The organism is Solimonas sp. SE-A11 (assembly GCF_030345715.1).
Lineage (GTDB): Bacteria > Pseudomonadota > Gammaproteobacteria > Nevskiales > Nevskiaceae > Solimonas_A.
Window position 1 is genome coordinate 29,457 of the sequence record NZ_JAUASX010000017.1, and the last position, 19,734, is coordinate 49,190.

Below are 19,734 nucleotides of genomic sequence, written 5' to 3' on the forward strand. Positions count from 1 at the left end.
AACACGAACGCCCCGGCATCGCGGGATGCCGGGCTCGGGAAAGCGGCCTGGGTTGCGGACTTACTTGTCGCAGGGACCGACGTAACGACCGGTCATCTCCTGCTTCATCCTGACCTTGCCCATCTCCTTGTCGTCGATGTTGGAGGTCATGGTGGAGGTCATCGTGGTGTCGGTGTAGGTCGCCGTGCCCTGGCCCAGCGCCTTGCCCTTGGGCGTGTTGCAGGTGGCGGCCCAGGTCACCGTGTCTCCCTTGCGGTCGAACTTGGTCACGTTGCACTCGCCATTATTGTCCTTGGGCACCAAGTCATCCTTGGTCAGGCAGCTGCTGTGCTTCATGGTCATGCCCTTGGGGCCGAACTGCGGCAGTTGCACGCCCGGGGGCAGCTTGGTGCCGGGGGGCAGTTGCGGCGCCTGGGGCATGGCAGCCCCGCCCTCCATCTTCATGGTGCTGGTGTATTCCCACTTGCCCTCACGGGGCTCGGCCATCGCGGCCGTGCTCGCCAACAGGACCAGCATCGCCATCGTCCACTGCTTGCGCATGACACTCCCCTTCGTGATCCGCCGGATATTGCGGGCGGCAGATTGCGTCAAGTCGGCGGAGCCGTCTGCGCAGCAGTTCTCAAACGGCGTCAGGGCGCGGGCACCACCGCCAGCGTGCAGCGCGACAGGCAGACCAGCTTGTCCTGCTCGTCGCTGATGCGGATCTCCCAGACATGGGTCTTGCGGCCCACGTGCACGGGCGTGGCCACCGCGGTGACCACGCCATCACGCTTGCCGCGCAGGTGGTTGGCGTTGATCTCCAGCCCCACCACGCCTTCCTTCTCGCGGTCCACGTTCATCCAGCCACCGATGGAGGCCACCGTCTCGGCCAGCGCCACGGAGGCGCCGCCGTGCAGCAGGCCGAAGGGCTGGTGCACCTTGGGGCCGACGGGCATGCGGGCCACGACGCGCTCCTTGGTCATCTCCACGATGTCCATGTCCAGGGTGCTGGCCAGGGTCTGGCGCGTGGGGTTCTTCAGTTCGTCGCTCATGCCGCTTCCTCAAGGTGGGGATGCGGCATTGTAGGCGGGCGCCGCCGGAAGGCGCGCCCAAAGGCCGGAGGCCGGCTCAGCGGCGGCTGCAGCGCTGGTCGGACTGCCGCGCCAGTTCCGCCATGGCGGCGGCAAAGCCGCAGAACGGCTGCAGGGCTTCCGAGGGCATGGATGCCCGAGGCAGGGCAACGCAGGACGCAGTTGCCGAAGGGGCGGTGGGTGCCGGCGTGGCGCGGGCGCGGCGTACCCGGGTCAGGGGTATGGTGCGGCTCGGCAACGGTTCAGCGGGTGACATGGCAAAGGCTCTTTTCGCGGACTACGGAGCCACCTTAGCAAGGCCTGGCTGAACCCTCCTCGAACGAGCGGACTCGCCCGTTCGGATGAACCACGGCTGAAGAGGCCGCAAAAGCCCCCGAAATCCCGCAAAAACCCTCTGCTATGCTTTGAACATCCCTCTTCCGCGTCCTGACCGCTTGAGCAAGACCCTGCAGTGGCACGAGATTTCCGCCCGCTTCCTGTCGGAAAAGGGCGTGATCCGCCTGCTCGAGCCGGCGGACGCGGACCTCCCGGAACTGCGCCGCCAACTGCGCGACGACGAGTACGGCAAGCCCTTCCTGTTCGACGACGGCGAGTCGCGGCGCCTGCACTTCAACCTGCGCTACGTGCAGAGCCAATTCGACCTGCGCACGCCCGACACCTTGTCCTTCGCCTACACGCGCAAGATGATGGGCTTCCTGCTGTGGCTGCCGCAGCCGCAGCACGTGGTGATCGTCGGCCTGGGCGGCGGCTCGCTGACGCGCTACTGCCACCGCCACCTGCCCCAAACCCGGGTGACGACGCTGGAGATCGACTCGGACGTGATCGCCTTCGGCGAGTGGTTCCAGCTGCCGCCGCAGGACCAGCGCACGCGCATCGTCCATGCCGATGCGGTGGAGTGGTTCGCCTCCACCCGAGAGCGGGCCGACGTGGTGCTGATCGATGGCTGCGATCACACCGGCACGGTGGCGGCACTGTGCGAGGAAAGCTTCTACCGCAACCTGCAGGCACGCCTGCACCGCGAGGCCATCGTGGCGGTGAACCTGCTGGGCCCGGCGACGCGCATCAACGAACTGCAGCGCATGCTCGGCGAGATCTTTGGCGCGATCATGTCGGTGGAGGTCAAGGGTCTGGGCAACCGCGTGGTGTTCGCCACCAATAACCCCCAGCGCCCGCCGGACTGGCTGGCGATCCGCGAGCGCGCCGAGCGCCTGGCGCGCGACCATGAACTGGACCTGCCGGCGCTGTCGCGGCAGCTGCAGTACAGCTACCGCCACCACCGCTCGGGCGGCCGCTGATCAGGCCCCACTTGCCGGCACGCCCCGCCCGGCTCTACACTGCGCGCCGCATGAACAGCTTCCAGCAGACCATTATTGCCCTCGTAGCGGTCGTCGTTACCGACGCGCCGTAGGGGCTCTGCACGCATCAAACAGACCCCCGCCGGCGCGATACCGGCGGGGGTTTTCTGCTTTATAGCGCCGGTATCGAGTCGTCGGGGTCCAGGAACCAAGGACCAAACGACATGGACATCACAGGCGCACAACTGATCACCCGCTTCCTGGAACGCCAGGGCGTGGCGCTGGTGCCGGGCATCCCCGGCGGCGCGCTGCTGCCCCTGTACCGGGCGCTGGCCGATTCGACGCTGACCCATATCCTGGCGCGCCACGAGCAGGGCGCCGCCTTCATCGCGCACGGGCTCGCGCGGGTCACCGGCCGCGCCGGCGTGGTGCTGGCCACCTCCGGCCCCGGCGTGACCAACGTGGTGACGGCCCTGGCCGATGCCAAGATGGATTCCGTGCCGCTGGTGTGCATCGCAGGCCAGGTGGCGCGCAGGATGATCGGCACCGATGCCTTCCAGGAGGTGGCGGCGGTGCCCATGGCGCGGCCGATCACCAAGGCCGCCTTCCACGTGGGCGCGGCCAGCGAACTGCTGGAGCTGCTGCCGGAGGCTTTTCGGCTGGCCGAGAGCGGCCGCCCCGGCCCGGTGCTGCTGGACATCCCCAAGGACGTGCAGACCGAGATCATCCACGGCGCCTGGATACCGGAGCCGCTGCAACCGGCCCGTGCGTGCCGGCCCGACCCCGCCCTGATCGCGCAGGCGGTGCAGATGATCGCGTCGGCCAAGCGCCCGGTGCTATACCTGGGCGGCGGCGTGACACAGGCACGCGCGCAGGCCTCGGCGCAGCGGCTGGCCGAGCGCGCCAGCCTGCCGACCACCACCACACTGATGGCCCTGGGCACACTGCCGCCGGAGCATCCGCTGGCCCTGGGCATGCTGGGCATGCACGGCGCGCGCTACACCAACCAGGCGATCGAGGAGTGCGACCTGCTGATTGCGATCGGCGCGCGTTTCGACGACCGCGCCACCGGCCGCGTGGACCGCTTCGCACCCAACGCGCAGGTGATCCATATCGACGCAGACCCGCGCGAGCTGCACAAGATCCGCCGCGCCGAGCTGGCGATCTGTGCCGACGCCGGCTACGCGCTCGAGGCGCTGGAGCAGGCGGTGCAGCCGGTGCTGCGCACGCCGTGGCTGGCACGCGTGGGCGAGCTACGCCGCGAATTGCCCCTGCTGCTGCCGGGCGCGGACGATGCACGCCGCCCCTATGGCCTGATCCAGGCCGTGGGCCGCATCGCGGGGCCGGATGCGGCTATCACTACCGACGTGGGGCAGCACCAGATGTGGGTGGCACAGAGCTATCCCTTCTCGCGGCCGGAACGCTGGCTGACCTCCGGTGGCCTGGGCACGATGGGCTTCGGCCTGCCGGCCGCCATCGGGGCCGCGCTGGCGTTGCCGCGCACGCCGGTGGTGTGCTTCACCGGAGACGGCAGCCTGATGATGAACATCCAGGAGCTGGCGACGCTGGCCGAGCTGCAGCTGGACGTGAAGATCGTGGTGATGGACAACGCCGCGCTGGGCATGGTGCGCCAGCAGCAGCAACTGTTCTATCAGTCGCGCTTCAGCGGCTCGCTGTATGCGCAGCCGCCATCGTTGACCGCCATCGCCGAGGCCTTCGGCGTGCCGGCCTACGACCTGGCCATCGCCCACGATCCCGAGCGCGCCTTGCGCGCCGCCTTCGCCCGACCCGGCCCGGTGCTGATCCGCGCGCCAGTGCAGGCCGAGGAACTGGTGCTGCCGATGGTAGCGCCGGGGGCTGCGAATACTGAAGTGATTCATTGACTCACCACCGAGAACCGCCATGAAACTTGCCGAACCCGAGCTTGAACCCGCCCTTCCCCGCGCCGCGCTCCCCCTCAACTGGCCTGCCCCCGAGGCATTGGGCTTCGGCCAGGTGCTGGCGCCTTACCTCGTCGTCAGCGACCACGACGGTGAAGGCTGGAGCGCGGCGCAGGTGCTGGAGCGTGACGACGCGCGCCTGGCGATCGCCAGCGGCGGCCTGCAGTACGGGTTGTCGGTGTTCGAGGGCATGAAGGCCTATCGATCGCCGGATGGCGGCATCCACCTGTTCCGCCCGGACATGCACCTGCGCCGCCTCAACGCCAGTGCGCAGCGCCTGCACCTGCCGGCCGTGGACGAGGCGCTGTTCCTGCGCAGCTGCGTGCAGGCGGTGCAGATCCACGAGGCGATGCTGCCGCCCGCCGGGCGCGGCTCGCTGTACCTGCGGCCGACGATCCATGCCGACGAGGAAGCCCTGGGCCTGAAGCAGGCATCGCGCCACCGCTACAGCGTGACGGTGACGCCGAGCAGCGATCCGTTGCCGAAGTCGCTGCGCCTCTGGGCGGAGACCGAGCTGATCCGCGCCGCACCCGGCGGCCTCGGGGCCGCCAAGACCGGCGCCAACTATGCCGCCGGGCTCTCCGGCCTGCTGCGTGCCCGCGAGCGCGGCTACGACGACGTGATCTGGCTGGACGCCGCCACTCACCGCTGGCTGGGCGAGGCCGGCACCATGAACCTGTTCGTGCAGATCGGCGAGCGCCTGCTGACACCGCCGCTGGACGGCACGATCCTGGCCGGCGTGACGCGCGACTCGCTGCTGCAGCTGGCGCGTGCAAGTGGCATTGATGCCGTGGAGCAGGCCGTCAGCCTGGATGAGCTGCGCCACGCCGCCGCCAGCGCCACGCTGGGTTGCGCCTTCGGCTGCGGCACGGCCTCGCGTATCGTGCGCATCGCGGGCATCGGCACTGCGCAGGGTGACATCGCGGTACCCGACAATGGCCTGCCCGCGCGCCTGGGGGCACGGCTCAAGGCGGTACAGGAAGGCTCAGTGGCGGATTACCCGTCCTGGCGCGTACGGTTGTGACAACTTCGTCGTAGGAGCGGCCGCTGGCCGCGATGGATGCCTCGCGGCCAGCGGCCGCTCCTACCCCAGAAAGGATTCGCCCATGGTGCAACACATCATCGATACCGAAAACCAGCCCTACGCGCCGGAGAAATGGCCACGCAAGCCGGACTGCGGCAGCGGGGGCTTCCTGGCGCTGGACCTGCGCGTGGGCACGGTGCTAAGCGCCGAGCCCTTCGCCAAGGCGCGCAAGCCGGCCTACCAGCTGCGCGTGGACTTCGGCCCGGCGGTGGGCGTGCTGCAGACCAGCGCACAGGTCACCAACTACGCGGCCGAATCCCTGGTGGGACGTCGCGTGGTCGGCGCGATCAACCTCGGCGAGAAGCGCATCGCCGGCTTCACCAGCCAGTTCCTGGTCCTGGGGGCGTTGTCGCCCGATGGCACGGTGAACCTGCTGGCGCCGGATGGCGAGGCTCCCGACGGTGCATTGGTGGCCTGAGATTTTCCTGTAGGAGCCAGCTTGCTGGCGACAGCAAAGAGCATGTCGCCAGCAAGCTGGCTCCTACAAAAAGCCTCGGAACGTAGCCCGGTTTGCCGCAGGCAAGCCAGGACGCACTTTGACCTGAGCCCCGGCTTCGCTGCGCGAAAGCGGGCTACGTGATCTGAGAGCTTTTAATGTGGGAGCGGCGCAAGCCACGATCTTCCGGATGATGCTGACAAAGATCGCGACTCGCGTCGCTCCCACACCAGCGGAGGCCTTAGATCGTGCTCATGGCCGGATCACTCACCGAGTGCCTGCCGGTCTCCACGCGCCCCGCCACGCGGCGCAGGAAGCTGGCGTCTTCGTCCACCGTCACGCTGAGGTCGTACCAGGCGCCGCTGTCGGCCAGGCCCCAGAAGTGCTCGATCTCCTGCCCGGCTTCCACCTTGAAGCTCCAGGGGCCGTCGTTGCGGTAGGCATTCGCCACCACGCGGAAGCTGCAGGCCGCGGTGCCATCGTTGCGCAGCTTCAGGCTGATGTCGCCGTTGGCGATGTCGTAGCAGACACGGATCTCGGGACTGGCGGCCGATGACAGGTCGCCGGCATTCCTGAAGTGGCGATGGAAGCCGTTGGGGCCCAGCACCCACAGGTCGTGGTTGCCACTGAGCCCCGGCGTCCAGCGATGGCTCAGCTGCTTGCCCGGCTCCACCGCATAGCGATGCGGCACGCCGTCCAGGTCGTTCTGGTTGCAGACATGGAACACGGCGCCGGCGCTGCCGGTGTTGCTGAAGAACAGCTCCAGCCCCAGCGTGCCGCGCAGCGGCTCCACGTGCAGTTCGTAGGGCAGCGCGCGCGAGTAGCGCACGCCGGGCTCCTGCCGCGGCAGCATGCCGGCATCGCCGGTGGGCGCCGCGATCTGCGGCAACTGCTCCTGCGCCTGGCGTAGCGCGTCGGCCTGCTCGCGCGTGCCGTAGGGCAACGCGGGGAAGGCTTCGTCGTTGGGATTGGCGAAGTTGAAGCAGGACGTGAGATCCCCCATGAAGGCGCGGCGGTAGGGCGTGATGTTGGGTTCCGCCACGCCGAAGCGCGCCTCCAGGAAGCGGATGATCGAGGTGTGGTCGAAGGCCTGTGAGTTAACCCAGCCGCCGCGGCTCCAGGGCGAGACGATAGTCATCGGCACGCGCGGCCCGGGGCCGAAGCTGCTGCCGACGAAGGTCGGGTCGCGGGAGTTGGCATTGGTGGCGTAGCGCTCGCCGGAGTCGTCCGCAGTGCTGGCACCGGCCTTGGCGCCGGTGATCTGACCCGCCGCCAGCAGAGAGGGCGCGGCCGGTGGCGGAACGTGGTCGAAGAAGCCGTCGTTCTCGTCGAACATCACCAGCAGCACCGTCTTGCTCCAGACTTCCGGGTCGGCGATCAGCGCTCGCAGCACCTCCTGGATGAACCAGCCGCCCTGCACCGGGCTGGAGGGGCCGGTGTGCTCCGAGTAGCCGGCCGGGGCGACGACATAGGACACCTGCGGCAGGTGCCCGGCCAGCACGTCATTGCGCAGGCCGTCGAAGCTGCCGGCCTTCATCGTGGTGCTGAGCCCCTTCAGCAGCAAGGGATTGTTGGGCTCGCTCTCGCGGTTCTCCCAGGCGAGACGAAAGTTGCGGAAGCCCTCCAGCGAATTGTCGGTGAAGTTGTCGTCCATGTCCTGGTAGACCTTCCAGGACACGCCGGCCGCTTCCAGGCGCTCGGCGTAGGTGGTCCAGGTGAAGCCTTCTCCGGAGGGGCCGAGATCGTCGTTGTCGTTGTACAGGCGCGGACCGCCGCCGGTGCCGTGCGGGTCGTTCCAGCCGGTGAACATGAACAGGCGGTTGGGATTGGTGTTGCCGTGATAGGCGCAGTGATAGGCATCGCAGATCGTGAAGGCATTGGCCAGCGCGAACTGGAACGGCAGCTCGGCCTCGCGGTAATACCCCATCGACTGGTTTTCCTTGAACGTCGGCCAGCGGCCGAAGCGCCCCTTGTTCCAGGCCGGGACCGAGTCGGCCCAGCCGTGCGGCGTGCCGGACACGCGCTGCGCGTTGCCGGCACTGCTGTCGAGGTGATACGGCCGGATGACCTGGCCAGCGAGGTTGCGCTGCTCCCACACCGTGCGGCCGCCGCTCTGTGGCACGGTGAAGCGATCGCCGAAGCCACGCACGCCGGGCATCGTGCCGAAGTAGTGATCGAAGCTGCGGTTCTCCTGCATCAGGATCACCACATGCTCCACGTCATGGATGGTGCCGCTGCGCCGGGCCGCGGGGATCGCCAGCGCCTCGGCCAGGATCTGCGGGAAGATCGTCGCGCCGGCGACACCGGCACCGGCCAACTGGAGAAAGCGGCGGCGGTCCATGTGGCTCATGAACGCGCCCCGGCTGCGCCGCAACTGCCATCCGGGCGCGCCGCCACATCCTGCGCGCCCGGGGCCGGCGGGCAGCGCATCACGCGCGGCGCCGGCTCTTCCGGGCTCGGGCCCGGCGTGGCGGTATCGGGGGCTTCCGAGCGGCTGCAGGCACTCAGGGCGGCGGCCAGCAGCAGGCTGGCCAGCAGGGGTGAACGGGGCATGGGCGTCTTTTCCGTGTCTTCGGTAAAACGGCCAGCCTAGGCAGCGTTGTGGTCAGGGCGATGAAAAACCAGCGTCGGCCACGGGTAAATCCATACCGGAATCAAGGGCTCGGCGCGGTCCGCAAGGACTTTTTCCGGAACCTGCCTTGATGCCTGACGCCTGTCAGGTATATCGTTTCTCCCATGCATAAGCTCCCCGCCAGACAGCAGGACCTGATGGACTTCATCCTGCGCTTCGCGCGGGATTCGGGCCTGCCACCAACGCGTGGCGACATCGCCGCCGCCCTTGGCATCACGCGCCAGACCGCGGACCAGCACCTGCGTGCCCTGGCCGGCAAGGGCCTGATCGAGCTGCTGCCCGATACCTCGCGCGGCATCCGCATCCTGGATACCGACGCACTGGCCGCCAACGACCCCTGGCGCCTGCCCCTGGTGGGCCGCATCGCTGCCGGCTCGCCGGTGCTGGCGCCGGATCAAATCGAGGAACAGCTGCGGGTGGACCCTGCCCTGTTCCAGCCGCGCGCCGACTTCCTCTACCGCGTGCAGGGCCGCTCGATGGAGCGCGCCCACATCCTGCCGGGAGACCTGGTGGGCATCCACCAGCAGGCCACCGCGCGCAACAACCAGATCGTCGCTGTCGCCATCGAGGATCGCCTCACCGGCGAACCCACGCTGACGCTCAAGCGCTACCGCCAGCAGGACCGCATGGTCACCTTGCTGTCAGAAAACGACGACCAGCAGAGCTATGCACCGATCGTGATCGACCTCGGCCGCCAGCGCTGCGAGATCGTGGGCCTGTTCGCCGGGCTGATCCGGCTCAGCCCCCATCTCTGCAACGACACGCCGGAGTCCTGATGAATCCCCGTCTGGATCCCCTGCGGCAGGTCCGCGGCGTCTGGGTCGGCGTCGAAACCGCCCCCGTGCCCGCCGTGGCCAGCGGCCACCTGGCGCTGGACCGCCAGCTGCCCGGCCATGGCTGGCCGCGCGGCAGCCTGGTGGAGATCCTCACCGCCGCGCCGGGCATCGGCGAGGTCTCGCTGCTGCTGCCGGCCCTGCGCCGCCTCGCCACGGAGAAGCGCGTGGCTTTCGTGCAGCCCCCCTTCGTGCCCTATGCGCCGTCGCTGGCGCAGAGCGGCCTGCCGCTGGAGCGCATCGCCTGGATCGACGCCGAAGGCGCCGAGGCGCAGTGGGCTGCCGAACAGGCCCTGCGCAGTGGCGCCGTCAGCGCGGTGCTGTACTGGGGTGCCAGCCTGGACGCGCTGGAATTGCGCCGGCTGCAGCTCGCAGCCGAAGGTAGCCAGGCGCTGCTGTTCCTGTTTCGCCCCATGTCCGCACTGACCGCGCCCAGCACGGCGGCGGTGCGCATGGTGCTCAACCCGCAGCAAGGCAAGCTGCGGATCGATTTGCTGAAGGCGCGCGGCGGACGGCCGGGCGTGTTGCAGGTGGACCCTTTCCGGCGAACGGCTCCTCCACGGGCGTCGGATTTCCTGGCACCTGCGACACCCTCCGTCCGCCGTGCAGCCCTCACCTAGCCTTACGGATCACCCGTCATGCTATGGCTCTGTCTCCATCTGCCCGCCTTGCCGCTGGAGGCGCTCGCGCCTCCGCCCGAGCAGCCCTTCGCGGTCCATGAGCGCCGTGGCAGCAAGCGCTTGCTGATCGCCGTCAACGAGGCCGCCGCGCGCCAGCGCATCGCGCCCGGCATGGCGGTTCCCGCCGCACAGGGCCTGCTGCCGGCGCTGCGTGTGGCCGAGCGCCAGCCCCGCGCAGAGAAGCAGGCCCTGCAGCATCTCGCCGACTGGGCGAGGCAATACGGCAGCGAGCTGTTCTTCGACACGCCTCGGCACATGCTGTGGCTGGAGATCGGCGGCAGCCTGAAATACTTCGGCGGTCTGGACTCGCTGTTGCCGCGCCTGCAGACCTCGCTGCAGGGCCTGGGCTACGGCGCCGGCATCGGCATCGCCCCCACGCCGGAGGCTGCGGCCTGGAATGCCCAGGCCGAGGACGGCCCTATCCTGAAACTACGCGAACTCTCCGAGCGCCTGGGCTACTACCCGCTGGCCTGGCTGCCTTTTCCCGAAGCGGTGGAAGGCCTGGCCAGCAGTGGCGTGAAAACCCTGGCGGAACTGCTGCGCCTGCCGGCCGACGGCCTGGCGCGGCGCTTCGGCCCGGCCCTGCCGGACTACCTGCAGCGCCTGCTGGGCCAGCGGCCCGATGTCCGCGAGCGCTACCTGCCGCCCAAGGTGTACCGCCGCCGCATGGAATTCCTCGGTGCCATCGAGAGCACCGAGGGCCTGCTGTTCCCGATCCGCCGCGTGCTGACCGAGTTCCAGGGCTACCTGCGCGCCCGCGACAGCGCGGTGCAGCACTTCGTCTTCGAGTTCGAGCACGAGGGCCACTCGCGCACGCGCATGGACCTGCGCCTGACCGCGCCCGCGCGCGACGCCGCGCACTTCCTGGTGATCGTGCGCGAGCGGCTGGAGCGCCTGGAGCTGCCGGCGCCCTCGCTGGCACTGACGCTGCGGGCCGAGCGCTTCCTGGTGCCGGACCTGCACCAGGGCGACCTGTTCGACCAGCGCCTGCAGCAGGATGGCGAATGGCTGAGCCTGCTGGAGAAATTGCAGGCACGCCTGGGCTCCGATGCGATCCGCTTCCTGGGCCTGCGCGCCGAGCACCTGCCGGAACGCAGCTGGCATGCCGCACGCCAGCCACAGCCGGGCAAGGCAGAGTTTCCGCCACGTCCGTTCTGGCTGCTGGCGCGTCCCCAGGCACTGCATCAGCCGCCGCGCCTGCGTGGCCGCCCGGAACGTATCGAGGGCGGCTGGTGGGACGGCGCCGATGCACAGCGCGACTACTTCCTCGCCGAATCCGACAGTGGCTCGCAACTCTGGGTATATCGCGACGCACTGAGCGGCAGCTGGTTCATGCATGGACTCTGGGCCTGACGATGAACGATATCCAAGCCATAAATCCCACTCCGCGCTTCCAGTCCTGGGACGACCAGGCCTTGCAGCAACTGCTCTCGAATACCCGCTCGCTGCGTCCGTGCCCGGAGCCCATCAAGCTTTCCGAAGCCCTGGAGCAGGTGCTGGCGAAACTGTTCCAGCCCCTCCCCGACCTGTCAGGAGCCGAGCCCATGAATCCCCGCATCAGCATGATCACCCTGGCGGTCCGCGACATGGCGGAGTCGGTGCGCTTCTACGAGCAGGGCCTGGGCCTGCCGCGCATGAATTCGGACCCCAACGTCGCCTTCTTCCGTCTCAACGGCAGCTGGCTGGGTCTGTATGGCCGGGAAGCCCTGGCCGAGGACGTCGGCATACCCGCTGCCGGCAACGGCTTCTCCGGTTTCACGCTGGCGCACAACCTGGAATCCGAGGACGCGGTCGATGCCCTGATGACGCAGGCCCTGGAGGCCGGCGCCCGCCTGGTGAAGCCGGCGCAGAAGGTTTTCTGGGGCGGCTATTCGGGCTACTTCAGCGATCCCGACGGCCACCTCTGGGAGGTGGCCCACAACCCGCATTTCTGGATCGGCCCGCGCGACGGGTGACGCGCGCCGAAACGGCGCCATGAGTTACGCCGAACTGCACTGCCTCAGTAATTTCTCCTTCCAGCGCGGCGCCTCGCATGCGGATGAGCTGGTAAAGCGCGCCACGTCCCTGGGCTATGCCGCGCTGGCGATCACTGATGAATGCTCCATGGCGGGTATCGTGCGCGCACACGATGCCGCAGAGGAAGCGGGCCTCAAGCTGCTGGTTGGCTCAGAGTTTCGCCTGCCGGATGGCCTGCACCTGGTGCTGCTGGCACCCGACCACGATGCCTACTCGCAGATCTGCCGGCTGATCACGAAGGGCCGGCGTAGCACCGACAAGGGCAAGTATCGCCTGGTACGTTCCGACCTCGAGCAGGGCCTGGATCGCTGCCTCGCCATCTGGAGCCCCGGTACCGAAATTTGCGATGGCGATGCGCATTGGCTGCGTGAGCATTTCCCAGGCCGAGGCTGGATCGGCGTCACTCAACTGTTGCTGGCCGACGATGCGCAGCGGATGCACAGACTGCTGGCACTCGGCCGCAAGAACGGCCTGCCCTGTGTGGCCACGGGTGGCGTGCACTACCACGTACGCGAGCGGCGCCGCCTGCACGACGTGATGACGGCGATCCGCCTGGGCCGCAGCGTCGCGGAGGCCGGGCACGAACTTTTTCCCAACGGTGAGCGCCACCTGCGGCCACTGGAAACATTGCAACGACTGTACCCTCCAGAGTTGATGGCGGAGACGCTGCGCATTGCGGATCGGTGCACGTTCAAGCTCACCGAGTTGCGCTACCGCTATCCGCACGAGGTGGTGCCCGAGGGCCACACACCCATCGGCTACCTGCGCGAACGCGTCCGGCTGGGCAGCGCCGAGCGTTGGCCCGGGGGCTTGTTGCCCAAGGTCAGCGACCAATTGGAGCAGGAGCTCCAGTTGATCGAGGAACTGGGTTACGAACACTATTTCCTGACCGTGGCCGACATCGTCCACTGGGCGCGCGGACAGGGAATCCTCTGCCAGGGCCGCGGCTCTGCCGCCAATTCCGCCGTCTGCTATGCACTGCACATCACCGAGATGGACCCGGCCATCAGCAACCTGCTGTTCGGCCGCTTCCTGTCGCGCGAGCGCGGCGAGCCGCCGGACATCGACGTGGATTTCGAGCACCAGCGGCGCGAGGAGGTGATGCAGTACGTCTACCGGCGCTATGGCCGCGAGCGCGCGGCGCTGGCCGCCACCGTGATCCGCTACCAGCCGCGCAGCGCATTGCGTGACGTCGGGCGCGCACTGGGATTCAGCCCCGATCACATCGACGCCCTGGCCAAGTCGATGTACTGGTTCGACGACGCCACGAAGATGGCGGAGCGCTTCGCGCAACTGGGCATCGACCCGGAAGCGCCCATGTCGCGAAACCTGCTCGGCTTCGTGCAGGAACTCCTCGAATTTCCGCGCCATCTGTCGCAGCACGTCGGCGGCTTTGTGATCTCCGAGGCACCGCTGCACACGCTGGTGCCGGTAGAGAACGCGGCAATGGAGGACCGCACGATCATCCAGTGGGACAAGAATGATCTGGAATCATTGAAACTGCTGAAGGTGGATTGCCTGGCCTTGGGCATGCTCAGCGCAATCCGGAGATGCTTCGATCTCCTGGGACCTCACCCCAGTGCTCCCCGGCGCATGCAGGATATCGCCGATGGTGACAAAGCCACCTACGACATGCTCGGCAAGGCCGATTCGGTCGGCGTATTCCAGGTGGAGTCACGAGCGCAGATGTCGATGCTACCCAGACTTAAACCGAAGTCTCATTACGACCTGACGGTGCAGGTGGCGATCGTGCGTCCTGGCCCGATCCAGGGAGACATGGTGCATCCCTACCTGAGGCGGCGCTCGGGCAAGGAGAAAGTGGAATATCCCAGCAAGGCCCTGGAGGGGGTTTTGGGTCGCACCTTGGGCGTTCCCCTGTTCCAGGAACAGGTCATGGAGATCGCCATGGTCGCCGCCAGCTTCACGCCCGGCGAGGCCGATAACCTGCGCCGCTCCATGGCGGCCTGGAAACGGCGCGGCGGCCTGGAACACCTGCAAGGCAAGCTGATCGGCGGCATGCTGAAGAACGGCTACACGCAGGAGTTCGCAGAGCGCATCTACCAGCAGATTCTCGGCTTCGGCGACTACGGTTTCCCGGAGTCCCATGCCGCCGGCTTCGCCAAGCTGGCCTATGTCTCGGCCTGGCTCAAGTGCCACCATCCGGCCGCCTTCTGCGCCGCGCTGATCAACAGCTGGCCCATGGGTTTCTATGCGCCGGCGCAGCTGATGGCGGATGCACGCCGCCACGGCGTGGAGTTCCATCCCGCCGACGTCATGCACAGCGACTGGGACTGCAGCCTGGAGCCGGCGGGCGCGCGAAGGCCCGCCGTGCGCCTGGGTCTGCGCATGGTCTCGGGTTTTGCCGAGGCCGATGGCCTGGCCCTTATGCAGGCGCGCCAAGAGCGACCCTTCTCCAGCGTGGACGACCTGGCGCACCGCCTGAAGCTGCCACGCAAGTCGCTGGATGCCCTGGCCCGTGCCGACACGCTGGCAACGCTCGGCGGCCACCGTCACCACGCGCGTTGGGCCACGCTGGGCAGCGAGCGCCTGCCCGGCATGCTGGCCGGCCATTCCGCCGTGGAGGATGCTGTAGCACTGCAGGCCCCGACCGAAGGCCAGGACATCGTCGCCGACTACCAGAGCACCGGGCTGACATTGCGGCGCCATCCGCTGGCGCTGCTGCGCCCGAAGCTGGACCGCCTGCGAGTGCGCCGGGCCGCCGAGCTTCCCACGCTGCGCAGCGGCCAGATCGTGCGCGTGGCCGGCATCGTCACCCACCGCCAGCGCCCAGGCACCGCCTCTGGAGTGATCTTCATGTCGATCGAGGACGAGACCGGCATCGCCAACCTGATCGTCTGGCCCCGCACGCAGGAGGAACTGCGCCACGAAATCATCGGCTCCACGCTGATCATCGTCAGCGGCAAGCTGCAGACCGCCGACGGCGTAACCAACGTGGTGATGGAGAAGGCACGGGACTACAGCCGCTGGCTGGGCGGCATGCGGATGGAGTCACGGGACTTCCACTAGGGATTATGGGAATCCGCATCCGGCACCAGCGTCTGTTCCAGGTGCTCCAGGGGCTTCTGCGCCAGGCTGCACAGGCAGTACAGGAAGAACAGGGCCACGCCGATGCTCAAGATCGCCACGGCCGCCAGCCTGAAACGATGCCACCACTTCATTTCCTCACGCTGTTGCCTGGCGTATCGCATGCATCCCCGGGCCGGCGTCTGCACAAGGCCCTGGCTTGCCGGTACACCATTCTCCGAGGCTGCGGCCCGGCTGTTCCCACCAGCCGGACGCACGGCATCCCCTGCCCGATGAAATCGCGGGCCGGACCCTGTCTAACCACTGGACAGCGCCTGCCGATATGCTTGGTCACTCAGAGCCCTGACAGCATCTCCCTGACACCACCATGTTCACCCTGACCGTCACGCCCCGCTTCTACGAAACCGACGCTTTCCGACACATCAACAACACGGTGATGACCGGCTGGTTCGAGACCGCGCGCGAGCCTGTCCTGCGCATCTTCTCGCCACAATTCCCGGTGCAGGGGCTGACCCTGATCCTGGCGCGCATCGAGGTGGACTTCGTCGCGCAGACCCATTACGGCGCCGAGGTGACGATCCGGACCTCCATCGAGAAGATCGGCGGCAAGTCCTTCACCGTGCTGCACGAGGCCTGGCAGAAGGATCACGTGGTGGCGCGCGGCAAGGCGGTGATGGTGGCCTTCGACTTCGACGCGCAGCAGTCGGTAGCCGTGCCGGAAGCACAGCGCGTCGAGCTGCAGAAGCACCTGGCGACTCCGGCATGAACACTGCGGGCCTGCTGGTCGCTGCCAGCGCGTTGGTCCTGCTGGCCCTGGGCACCGCGCACCTGGTCTTCACCTTCTTCGGGCCGAAGCTGCTGCCGCGCGATCCGTCGCTGATCGACCACATGAAGGCCGTCTCGCCCGTGATCACGCGCGAGACGACCATCTGGCGTGCCTGGATCGGCTTCAACGCCACCCACAGCTATAGCGCCATGCTGTTCGGGCTGGTCTGGGGTTACCTGGGCCTGTGCCAGCCGGAGTTCCTGTTCGGCTCGCTCTTCCTCAGCGGCCTGGGCATGTTCACCCTGCTCGCCTACCTGCCGCTGGGCTGGTTGTATTTCTTCAGCCTGCCCTTCAGCGGTCTATTGCTGGCCACCACGCTGTATTCCGCCGGCCTGTGGATGGCCTGGACCTAGGGCCGGTCATGCGCCATACCCTTGCCACCATCGGACTCGGTCCCTTGCTCCTGCTCCAGGGGCACCACGTGCGCCGTGTGACCCCGCGCCTGCCGGAAGCCGCGGGTGAGCGCCAGGGCGAGATCGGCCAAGGCCCACCGCTGCGCCTGCTGATCGCGGGAGACTCCGCCGCCGCCGGTGTCGGCGCGGAGTGGCAGGCGCAAGCCCTGTCGGGGCAGTTGGCCCGGTTGCTGGCCCAGGACTTCCGCGTGAGCTGGACCCTGGCCGCTACCACCGGACATACCACCAAACAGGCCCTGCAGCAACTGCGCGAGCTGCCGCAGGCGCCTTATGACGTGGTGGTGACCTCGCTGGGCGTCAACGACCTCACTGGCCGCATGCCCGTACGGCCATGGCTGCAGCAACAGGCGGAGTTGGTGAGCCTGCTGCGCCAACAGTTCCAGGCGAAGCACATCCTGCTGTCGGCCTTGCCGCCGATGCATGTATTCCCGGCCCTGCCCCAGCCGCTGCGCTGGTACATGGGAGCACAGGCACGGAGCTACAACCACGGCCTGCAGAGTTGGGCCCAGCAACATGCCGACTGCGAGTTCCTGGCAGCGAATTTCCCCACGGACCTTGAACTGATGGCCAGCGATGGATTCCATCCAGGCCCCGGCGCCTATGCGCTCTGGGCGGAGAAACTCGCTGCCAGCATCCGCCGCCGCTGGAGCCCCGTATGGCGCAGATCACCGGCATCGACCACATCTACCTGGCCGTCTCGGACCTGGCGGTCTCGGAGGCCTTCTACGACCGTGCAATGCCGGCGCTGGGCTTCCGCAAGAATCGTTTCAAGATCGGCGACGATCCGCATGTGCAGTACTACAACCGCCTGTTCGGCTTCGTGCTGCGTCCGGCACGCGGCGGACGACATGACGCCTATGCGCCGGGCCTGCATCATCTCTGCTTGCGCGTGGACAGCGAAGCCGACGTGGATGCCGCCGCTGCAGCGCTGCGCGCCCTGGGGGCGGACGTCAGCGAACCCCGGCACTATCCGGATTACGCCCCGGACTACCGCGCGATCTTCTTCCAGGACCCGGACGGCATACGTCTGGAGATCACCAATTACCGGCAGGAGCGGCGCGAACGACACGACCGCTGGCATGAACTCGGCTGAAGAAACAAAAAAGCCCGCCGATCGGCGGGCTTTTATGAAACTGCAGCAAATCAGCCCAGCGAGATCACGCTGTTGAGCAGCATGCGCACCAGCATGGTCTGACGGGTGACGCCGGTCTTGCAGAAGATGGAGCGCAGGTGCGTGCGTGCAGTGTTGCGGCGCACGTTGAGCTTCTCGGCCGCTTCGTCCAGGGTCAGGCCTTCGGCCAGCAGCAGGGCCAGTGCGGCTTCCATGCGGGTCAGGCCGAACAGGCGGCGCACCACTTCCTGCGAAGGCTGGGTGCCGCTGGATTCCGGATCGCGCAGGAATACGGCGGCAGCCGGGCGCTGCTTGGCGCCGGTGAACTCGCCCAGCGGGATGGTACGCACGACGATGCCGAGCTTGGCGCGGCCGGAGGGGCGCGTCACCGACATGGCCTCGACCACCGAGGGGCCTTCCACCGGCTCCTCGACGGGGCCGCCGGTCAGCGCCTGGCGGATCATGCGCTGCAGGTCGCGGTTCTCGTGGTTGCTGGACAGGGCGATGCCGGTGCCGCTGCGGACGATGCCGTCCTTCTCGGCCAGGATGCGCTGGGCTTCCTGGTTCATCTCCAGGACCGAGCCATCCTGGGCAAAGGTGACCATGCCCACCAGCATGCGGTTGACGGCGCCGGCGAAGAGCTGGCGGTCGCATTCCAGGTAGTCGAGCTTGGCATGCAGGCGGATGGAACGCTTCAGGTGCGGCAGCAGCAGCCGGACCAGCGCCTTTTCCTCGGTCGAGAAGGCATCCGCGCTATCGGAGCGGGTGATGCGCAGGCGGCACTCGATGCCTTCCTTGGTGTAGATGTCGGCGCCCAGGAGGTGCCGGATGTCCAGGGGCTTGAGGTATTCCTGGTACATGGCGCTCTTGAGCCACTGCTGGGAGCCGATCAGCTCCTCGGCGGTGACGACCTCGCCCTCGGGCAGGCGCACGAAGGGGTCCAGCGCGAAGAAATGGGTCTCATAGGACTCGACGCCCTGCGAGGTCACCTTGCCGGTGTTGATCATCACGCCGTGCGACTCGGAGGACGGCGGGCGCAGCATCAGCGTGACATGGGCAGCGCCCAGGGTGTCGCGCATTTGCTGCAGTGCAGTATTCCAGGGGGGCGACTCGGTCGGGCCGTCGTAGATGGCGCCCAGAAGGCGGTCCAGCCCCTCGACATCGATTGTCTGTGGTGTGGCGACAGCCCTGGTGGGAGCCACGCTATTCTCCTGCCGGGCCCGGAAACGGGCGGCACTCGCATTCGCCAAAGCTACCATCAAACTCTCCTCGTCGTACGCTTCCGGCTGGCTGTTCTTGGTTTTGTTGTCGCCCAGGGGCGAACGGAAGCTGGCCTGCGTCAAGGGTCACCGGACTGCCATCCGGGTGCCTCATCCATATGGATGATCCAACTTCCGGAGGCTGCCGATCAAGATGTAAAAGCAACTCATCCGCTGCCCGGCTGGCGCCCCTGCGCCTGCCCCACCGGGGCGGTGACCCATACCCCAGATCGACCCGAAAATTCCATGACCAGCGAAACGCAGATGCGCCAGGCGATGCAGGCCTATATCGACGCCTTCAACGTCTCCGATCCCCAGGCGATCGCCGACCTGTACGCCGACGATGCCACCGTGGAAGACCCGGTCGGTTCGCCGGTCAAGAGCGGCAAGGCGGAAATCCTGAAGTTCTACAAGATGGCCGTGGCCACCGGCGCCAAGCTGTCCCTGGCCGCCCCCATCCGCACCTCCCACGGCAACTCGGCCGCCATGGCCTTCGACGTGAAGCTGAACATGCCCGAGGGCAAGGCCCACATCCAGGTGATCGACGTCATGACGTTCAACGACGCCGGCAAGTTCAGCTCGATGCGCGCCTTCTGGGGCAAGAGCGACATGGTGCTGGGCTCGTGACGCTCTCCCTGCAGCAGATTTCCGACCGGATCGAGCTGCAGGATCTGGTCACCCGCTACGCCAACGCCATCGACGCGCGGACCTTCGACCGGCTGGACACCGTGTTCACGCCGGATGCCTACATCGACTACCGCGCGATGGGCGGTATCGACGGCCCCTACCCCAAGGTCAAGGCCTGGCTGCCGGAGGCGCTGAAGCACTTCCCGTCCTACCAGCACTTCGTCGGCAATTTCGATTTCCAGATCGACGGCGATACCGGCACCGGCCGCATCGCCTGCTTCAACCCCATGGTGGTGCCCAAGCCCGAGGGCGGCACCGAGACCATGTTCCTGGGGCTCTGGTACATCGACCGGTATCGGCGCACGCCCGAGGGCTGGCGCATCGTGGAACGCTCCGAGGAGCACTGCTACGACCACGGCATGCCGGACTGGATGAAGAAAGCGCTGAAGATGGCTTAGAGGAGCTCA

Annotated in this window: 21 protein-coding genes and 1 pseudogene; 15 read left to right on the top strand and 7 right to left on the bottom strand. The window is 67.6% G+C overall.

The annotated features are described in order from the left end of the window. Positions 1–60: 60 nt before the first annotated feature. The 3 genes from QT386_RS17540 to QT386_RS17550 form a co-directional block, all read right to left on the bottom strand. Entirely contained in the window at positions 61–540 is a 480-nt protein-coding gene (locus QT386_RS17540; RefSeq protein ID WP_289275040.1) for a DUF3617 family protein, read from the bottom strand. A gap of 89 nt (positions 541–629) precedes the next feature. Then, positions 630–1,031 carry a hotdog fold thioesterase gene (locus tag QT386_RS17545; protein WP_289275041.1) on the bottom strand — a complete coding sequence of 134 codons (402 nt, stop codon included), beginning with the start codon at positions 1,029–1,031 and terminating at the stop codon, positions 630–632. 76 nt (positions 1,032–1,107) lie between these two features. Further along, positions 1,108–1,326 (bottom strand): hypothetical protein, encoded by a 219-nt coding sequence (locus QT386_RS17550; RefSeq protein ID WP_289275042.1) that lies wholly within the window; start codon positions 1,324–1,326, stop codon positions 1,108–1,110. Positions 1,327–1,504: 178 nt separating this feature from the next. Here QT386_RS17550 and QT386_RS17555 point away from each other — a divergent pair, with 178 nt between their 5' ends. The 4 genes from QT386_RS17555 (at position 1,505) to QT386_RS17570 (ending at position 5,807) form a co-directional block, all read left to right on the top strand. Beyond that, entirely contained in the window at positions 1,505–2,365 is an 861-nt protein-coding gene (locus tag QT386_RS17555) for a hypothetical protein (RefSeq protein WP_289275043.1), read from the top strand. A 224-nt stretch (positions 2,366–2,589) separates the two neighbouring features. Further along, positions 2,590–4,248 (top strand): biosynthetic-type acetolactate synthase large subunit, encoded by a 1,659-nt coding sequence (gene ilvB, locus QT386_RS17560; protein WP_289275044.1) that lies wholly within the window; start codon positions 2,590–2,592, stop codon positions 4,246–4,248. Positions 4,249–4,267: 19 nt separating this feature from the next. Beyond that, on the top strand, positions 4,268–5,329 hold the full coding sequence (gene ilvE, locus QT386_RS17565) for a branched-chain-amino-acid transaminase (protein WP_289275045.1): 1,062 nt from the start codon (positions 4,268–4,270) through the stop codon (positions 5,327–5,329). An 82-nt stretch (positions 5,330–5,411) separates the two neighbouring features. Next, entirely contained in the window at positions 5,412–5,807 is a 396-nt protein-coding gene (locus QT386_RS17570) for a tRNA-binding protein (protein ID WP_289275046.1), read from the top strand. Positions 5,808–6,066: 259 nt separating this feature from the next. On the opposite strand, the gene QT386_RS17575 is transcribed toward QT386_RS17570, so the two are convergent. After that, positions 6,067–8,166, bottom strand: coding sequence for a phosphocholine-specific phospholipase C (locus tag QT386_RS17575; RefSeq protein ID WP_367401457.1), 2,100 nt, complete (start codon positions 8,164–8,166; stop codon positions 6,067–6,069). A 5-nt stretch (positions 8,167–8,171) separates the two neighbouring features. Next, complete coding sequence (locus tag QT386_RS17580; protein WP_289275048.1) at positions 8,172–8,378, bottom strand: hypothetical protein; 207 nt, start codon at positions 8,376–8,378, stop codon at positions 8,172–8,174. Positions 8,379–8,561: 183 nt separating this feature from the next. Here QT386_RS17580 and lexA point away from each other — a divergent pair, with 183 nt between their 5' ends. From lexA to QT386_RS17605, 5 genes are all read left to right on the top strand, one after another. Beyond that, positions 8,562–9,233 carry a transcriptional repressor LexA gene (lexA, locus tag QT386_RS17585; RefSeq protein WP_289275049.1) on the top strand — a complete coding sequence of 224 codons (672 nt, stop codon included), beginning with the start codon at positions 8,562–8,564 and terminating at the stop codon, positions 9,231–9,233. Beyond that, positions 9,233–9,910: a translesion DNA synthesis-associated protein ImuA gene (gene imuA, locus QT386_RS17590; protein ID WP_289275050.1), complete on the top strand. Its 678-nt coding sequence runs from the start codon at positions 9,233–9,235 to the stop codon at positions 9,908–9,910. The genes lexA and imuA overlap by 1 nt, the downstream gene beginning before the upstream one ends. An 18-nt stretch (positions 9,911–9,928) precedes the next feature. Next, a complete protein-coding gene (locus QT386_RS17595; RefSeq protein ID WP_289275051.1) occupies positions 9,929–11,323 on the top strand; it encodes a DNA polymerase Y family protein in 1,395 nt (464 codons plus the stop codon). A 191-nt stretch (positions 11,324–11,514) separates the two neighbouring features. Continuing rightward, positions 11,515–11,925: a VOC family protein gene (locus QT386_RS17600; RefSeq protein ID WP_367401458.1), complete on the top strand. Its 411-nt coding sequence runs from the start codon at positions 11,515–11,517 to the stop codon at positions 11,923–11,925. Positions 11,926–11,944: 19 nt separating this feature from the next. Beyond that, on the top strand, positions 11,945–15,013 hold the full coding sequence (locus QT386_RS17605) for an error-prone DNA polymerase (RefSeq protein WP_289275053.1): 3,069 nt from the start codon (positions 11,945–11,947) through the stop codon (positions 15,011–15,013). Here QT386_RS17605 and QT386_RS17610 read toward each other — a convergent pair. Further along, on the bottom strand, positions 15,010–15,195 hold the full coding sequence (locus tag QT386_RS17610) for a hypothetical protein (protein ID WP_289275054.1): 186 nt from the start codon (positions 15,193–15,195) through the stop codon (positions 15,010–15,012). The genes QT386_RS17605 and QT386_RS17610 overlap by 4 nt on opposite strands. 203 nt (positions 15,196–15,398) lie before the next feature. On the opposite strand from QT386_RS17610, the gene QT386_RS17615 reads away from it, so the two are divergent. The 4 genes and pseudogenes from QT386_RS17615 (at position 15,399) to QT386_RS17630 (ending at position 17,363) form a co-directional block, all read left to right on the top strand. Beyond that, the gene (locus tag QT386_RS17615) at positions 15,399–15,797 is read left to right on the top strand and encodes a thioesterase family protein (protein WP_289275055.1); all 399 of its coding nucleotides are present in this window, start codon (positions 15,399–15,401) and stop codon (positions 15,795–15,797) included. Beyond that, entirely contained in the window at positions 15,794–16,210 is a 417-nt protein-coding gene (locus QT386_RS17620; RefSeq protein ID WP_289275056.1) for a hypothetical protein, read from the top strand. Before QT386_RS17615 ends, QT386_RS17620 begins: the two co-directional genes overlap by 4 nt. Positions 16,211–16,218: 8 nt before the next feature. Next, positions 16,219–16,914, top strand: a pseudogene (locus tag QT386_RS23505) (SGNH/GDSL hydrolase family protein); the annotation flags it as partial. 11 nt (positions 16,915–16,925) lie between these two features. Further along, complete coding sequence (locus QT386_RS17630; RefSeq protein WP_289275058.1) at positions 16,926–17,363, top strand: VOC family protein; 438 nt, start codon at positions 16,926–16,928, stop codon at positions 17,361–17,363. Positions 17,364–17,413: 50 nt separating this feature from the next. On the opposite strand, the gene QT386_RS17635 is transcribed toward QT386_RS17630, so the two are convergent. Then, complete coding sequence (locus QT386_RS17635; RefSeq protein ID WP_289275059.1) at positions 17,414–18,583, bottom strand: helix-turn-helix transcriptional regulator; 1,170 nt, start codon at positions 18,581–18,583, stop codon at positions 17,414–17,416. 303 nt (positions 18,584–18,886) lie between these two features. Between QT386_RS17635 and QT386_RS17640 the strand changes: the two genes are divergently transcribed. Together QT386_RS17640 and QT386_RS17645 are read left to right on the top strand one after the other, a co-directional pair. Further along, entirely contained in the window at positions 18,887–19,267 is a 381-nt protein-coding gene (locus tag QT386_RS17640; protein WP_289275060.1) for a nuclear transport factor 2 family protein, read from the top strand. Then, the gene (locus tag QT386_RS17645; protein WP_289275061.1) at positions 19,264–19,725 is read left to right on the top strand and encodes a nuclear transport factor 2 family protein; all 462 of its coding nucleotides are present in this window, start codon (positions 19,264–19,266) and stop codon (positions 19,723–19,725) included. Before QT386_RS17640 ends, QT386_RS17645 begins: the two co-directional genes overlap by 4 nt. The last annotated feature ends 9 nt before the right edge of the window (positions 19,726–19,734 follow it).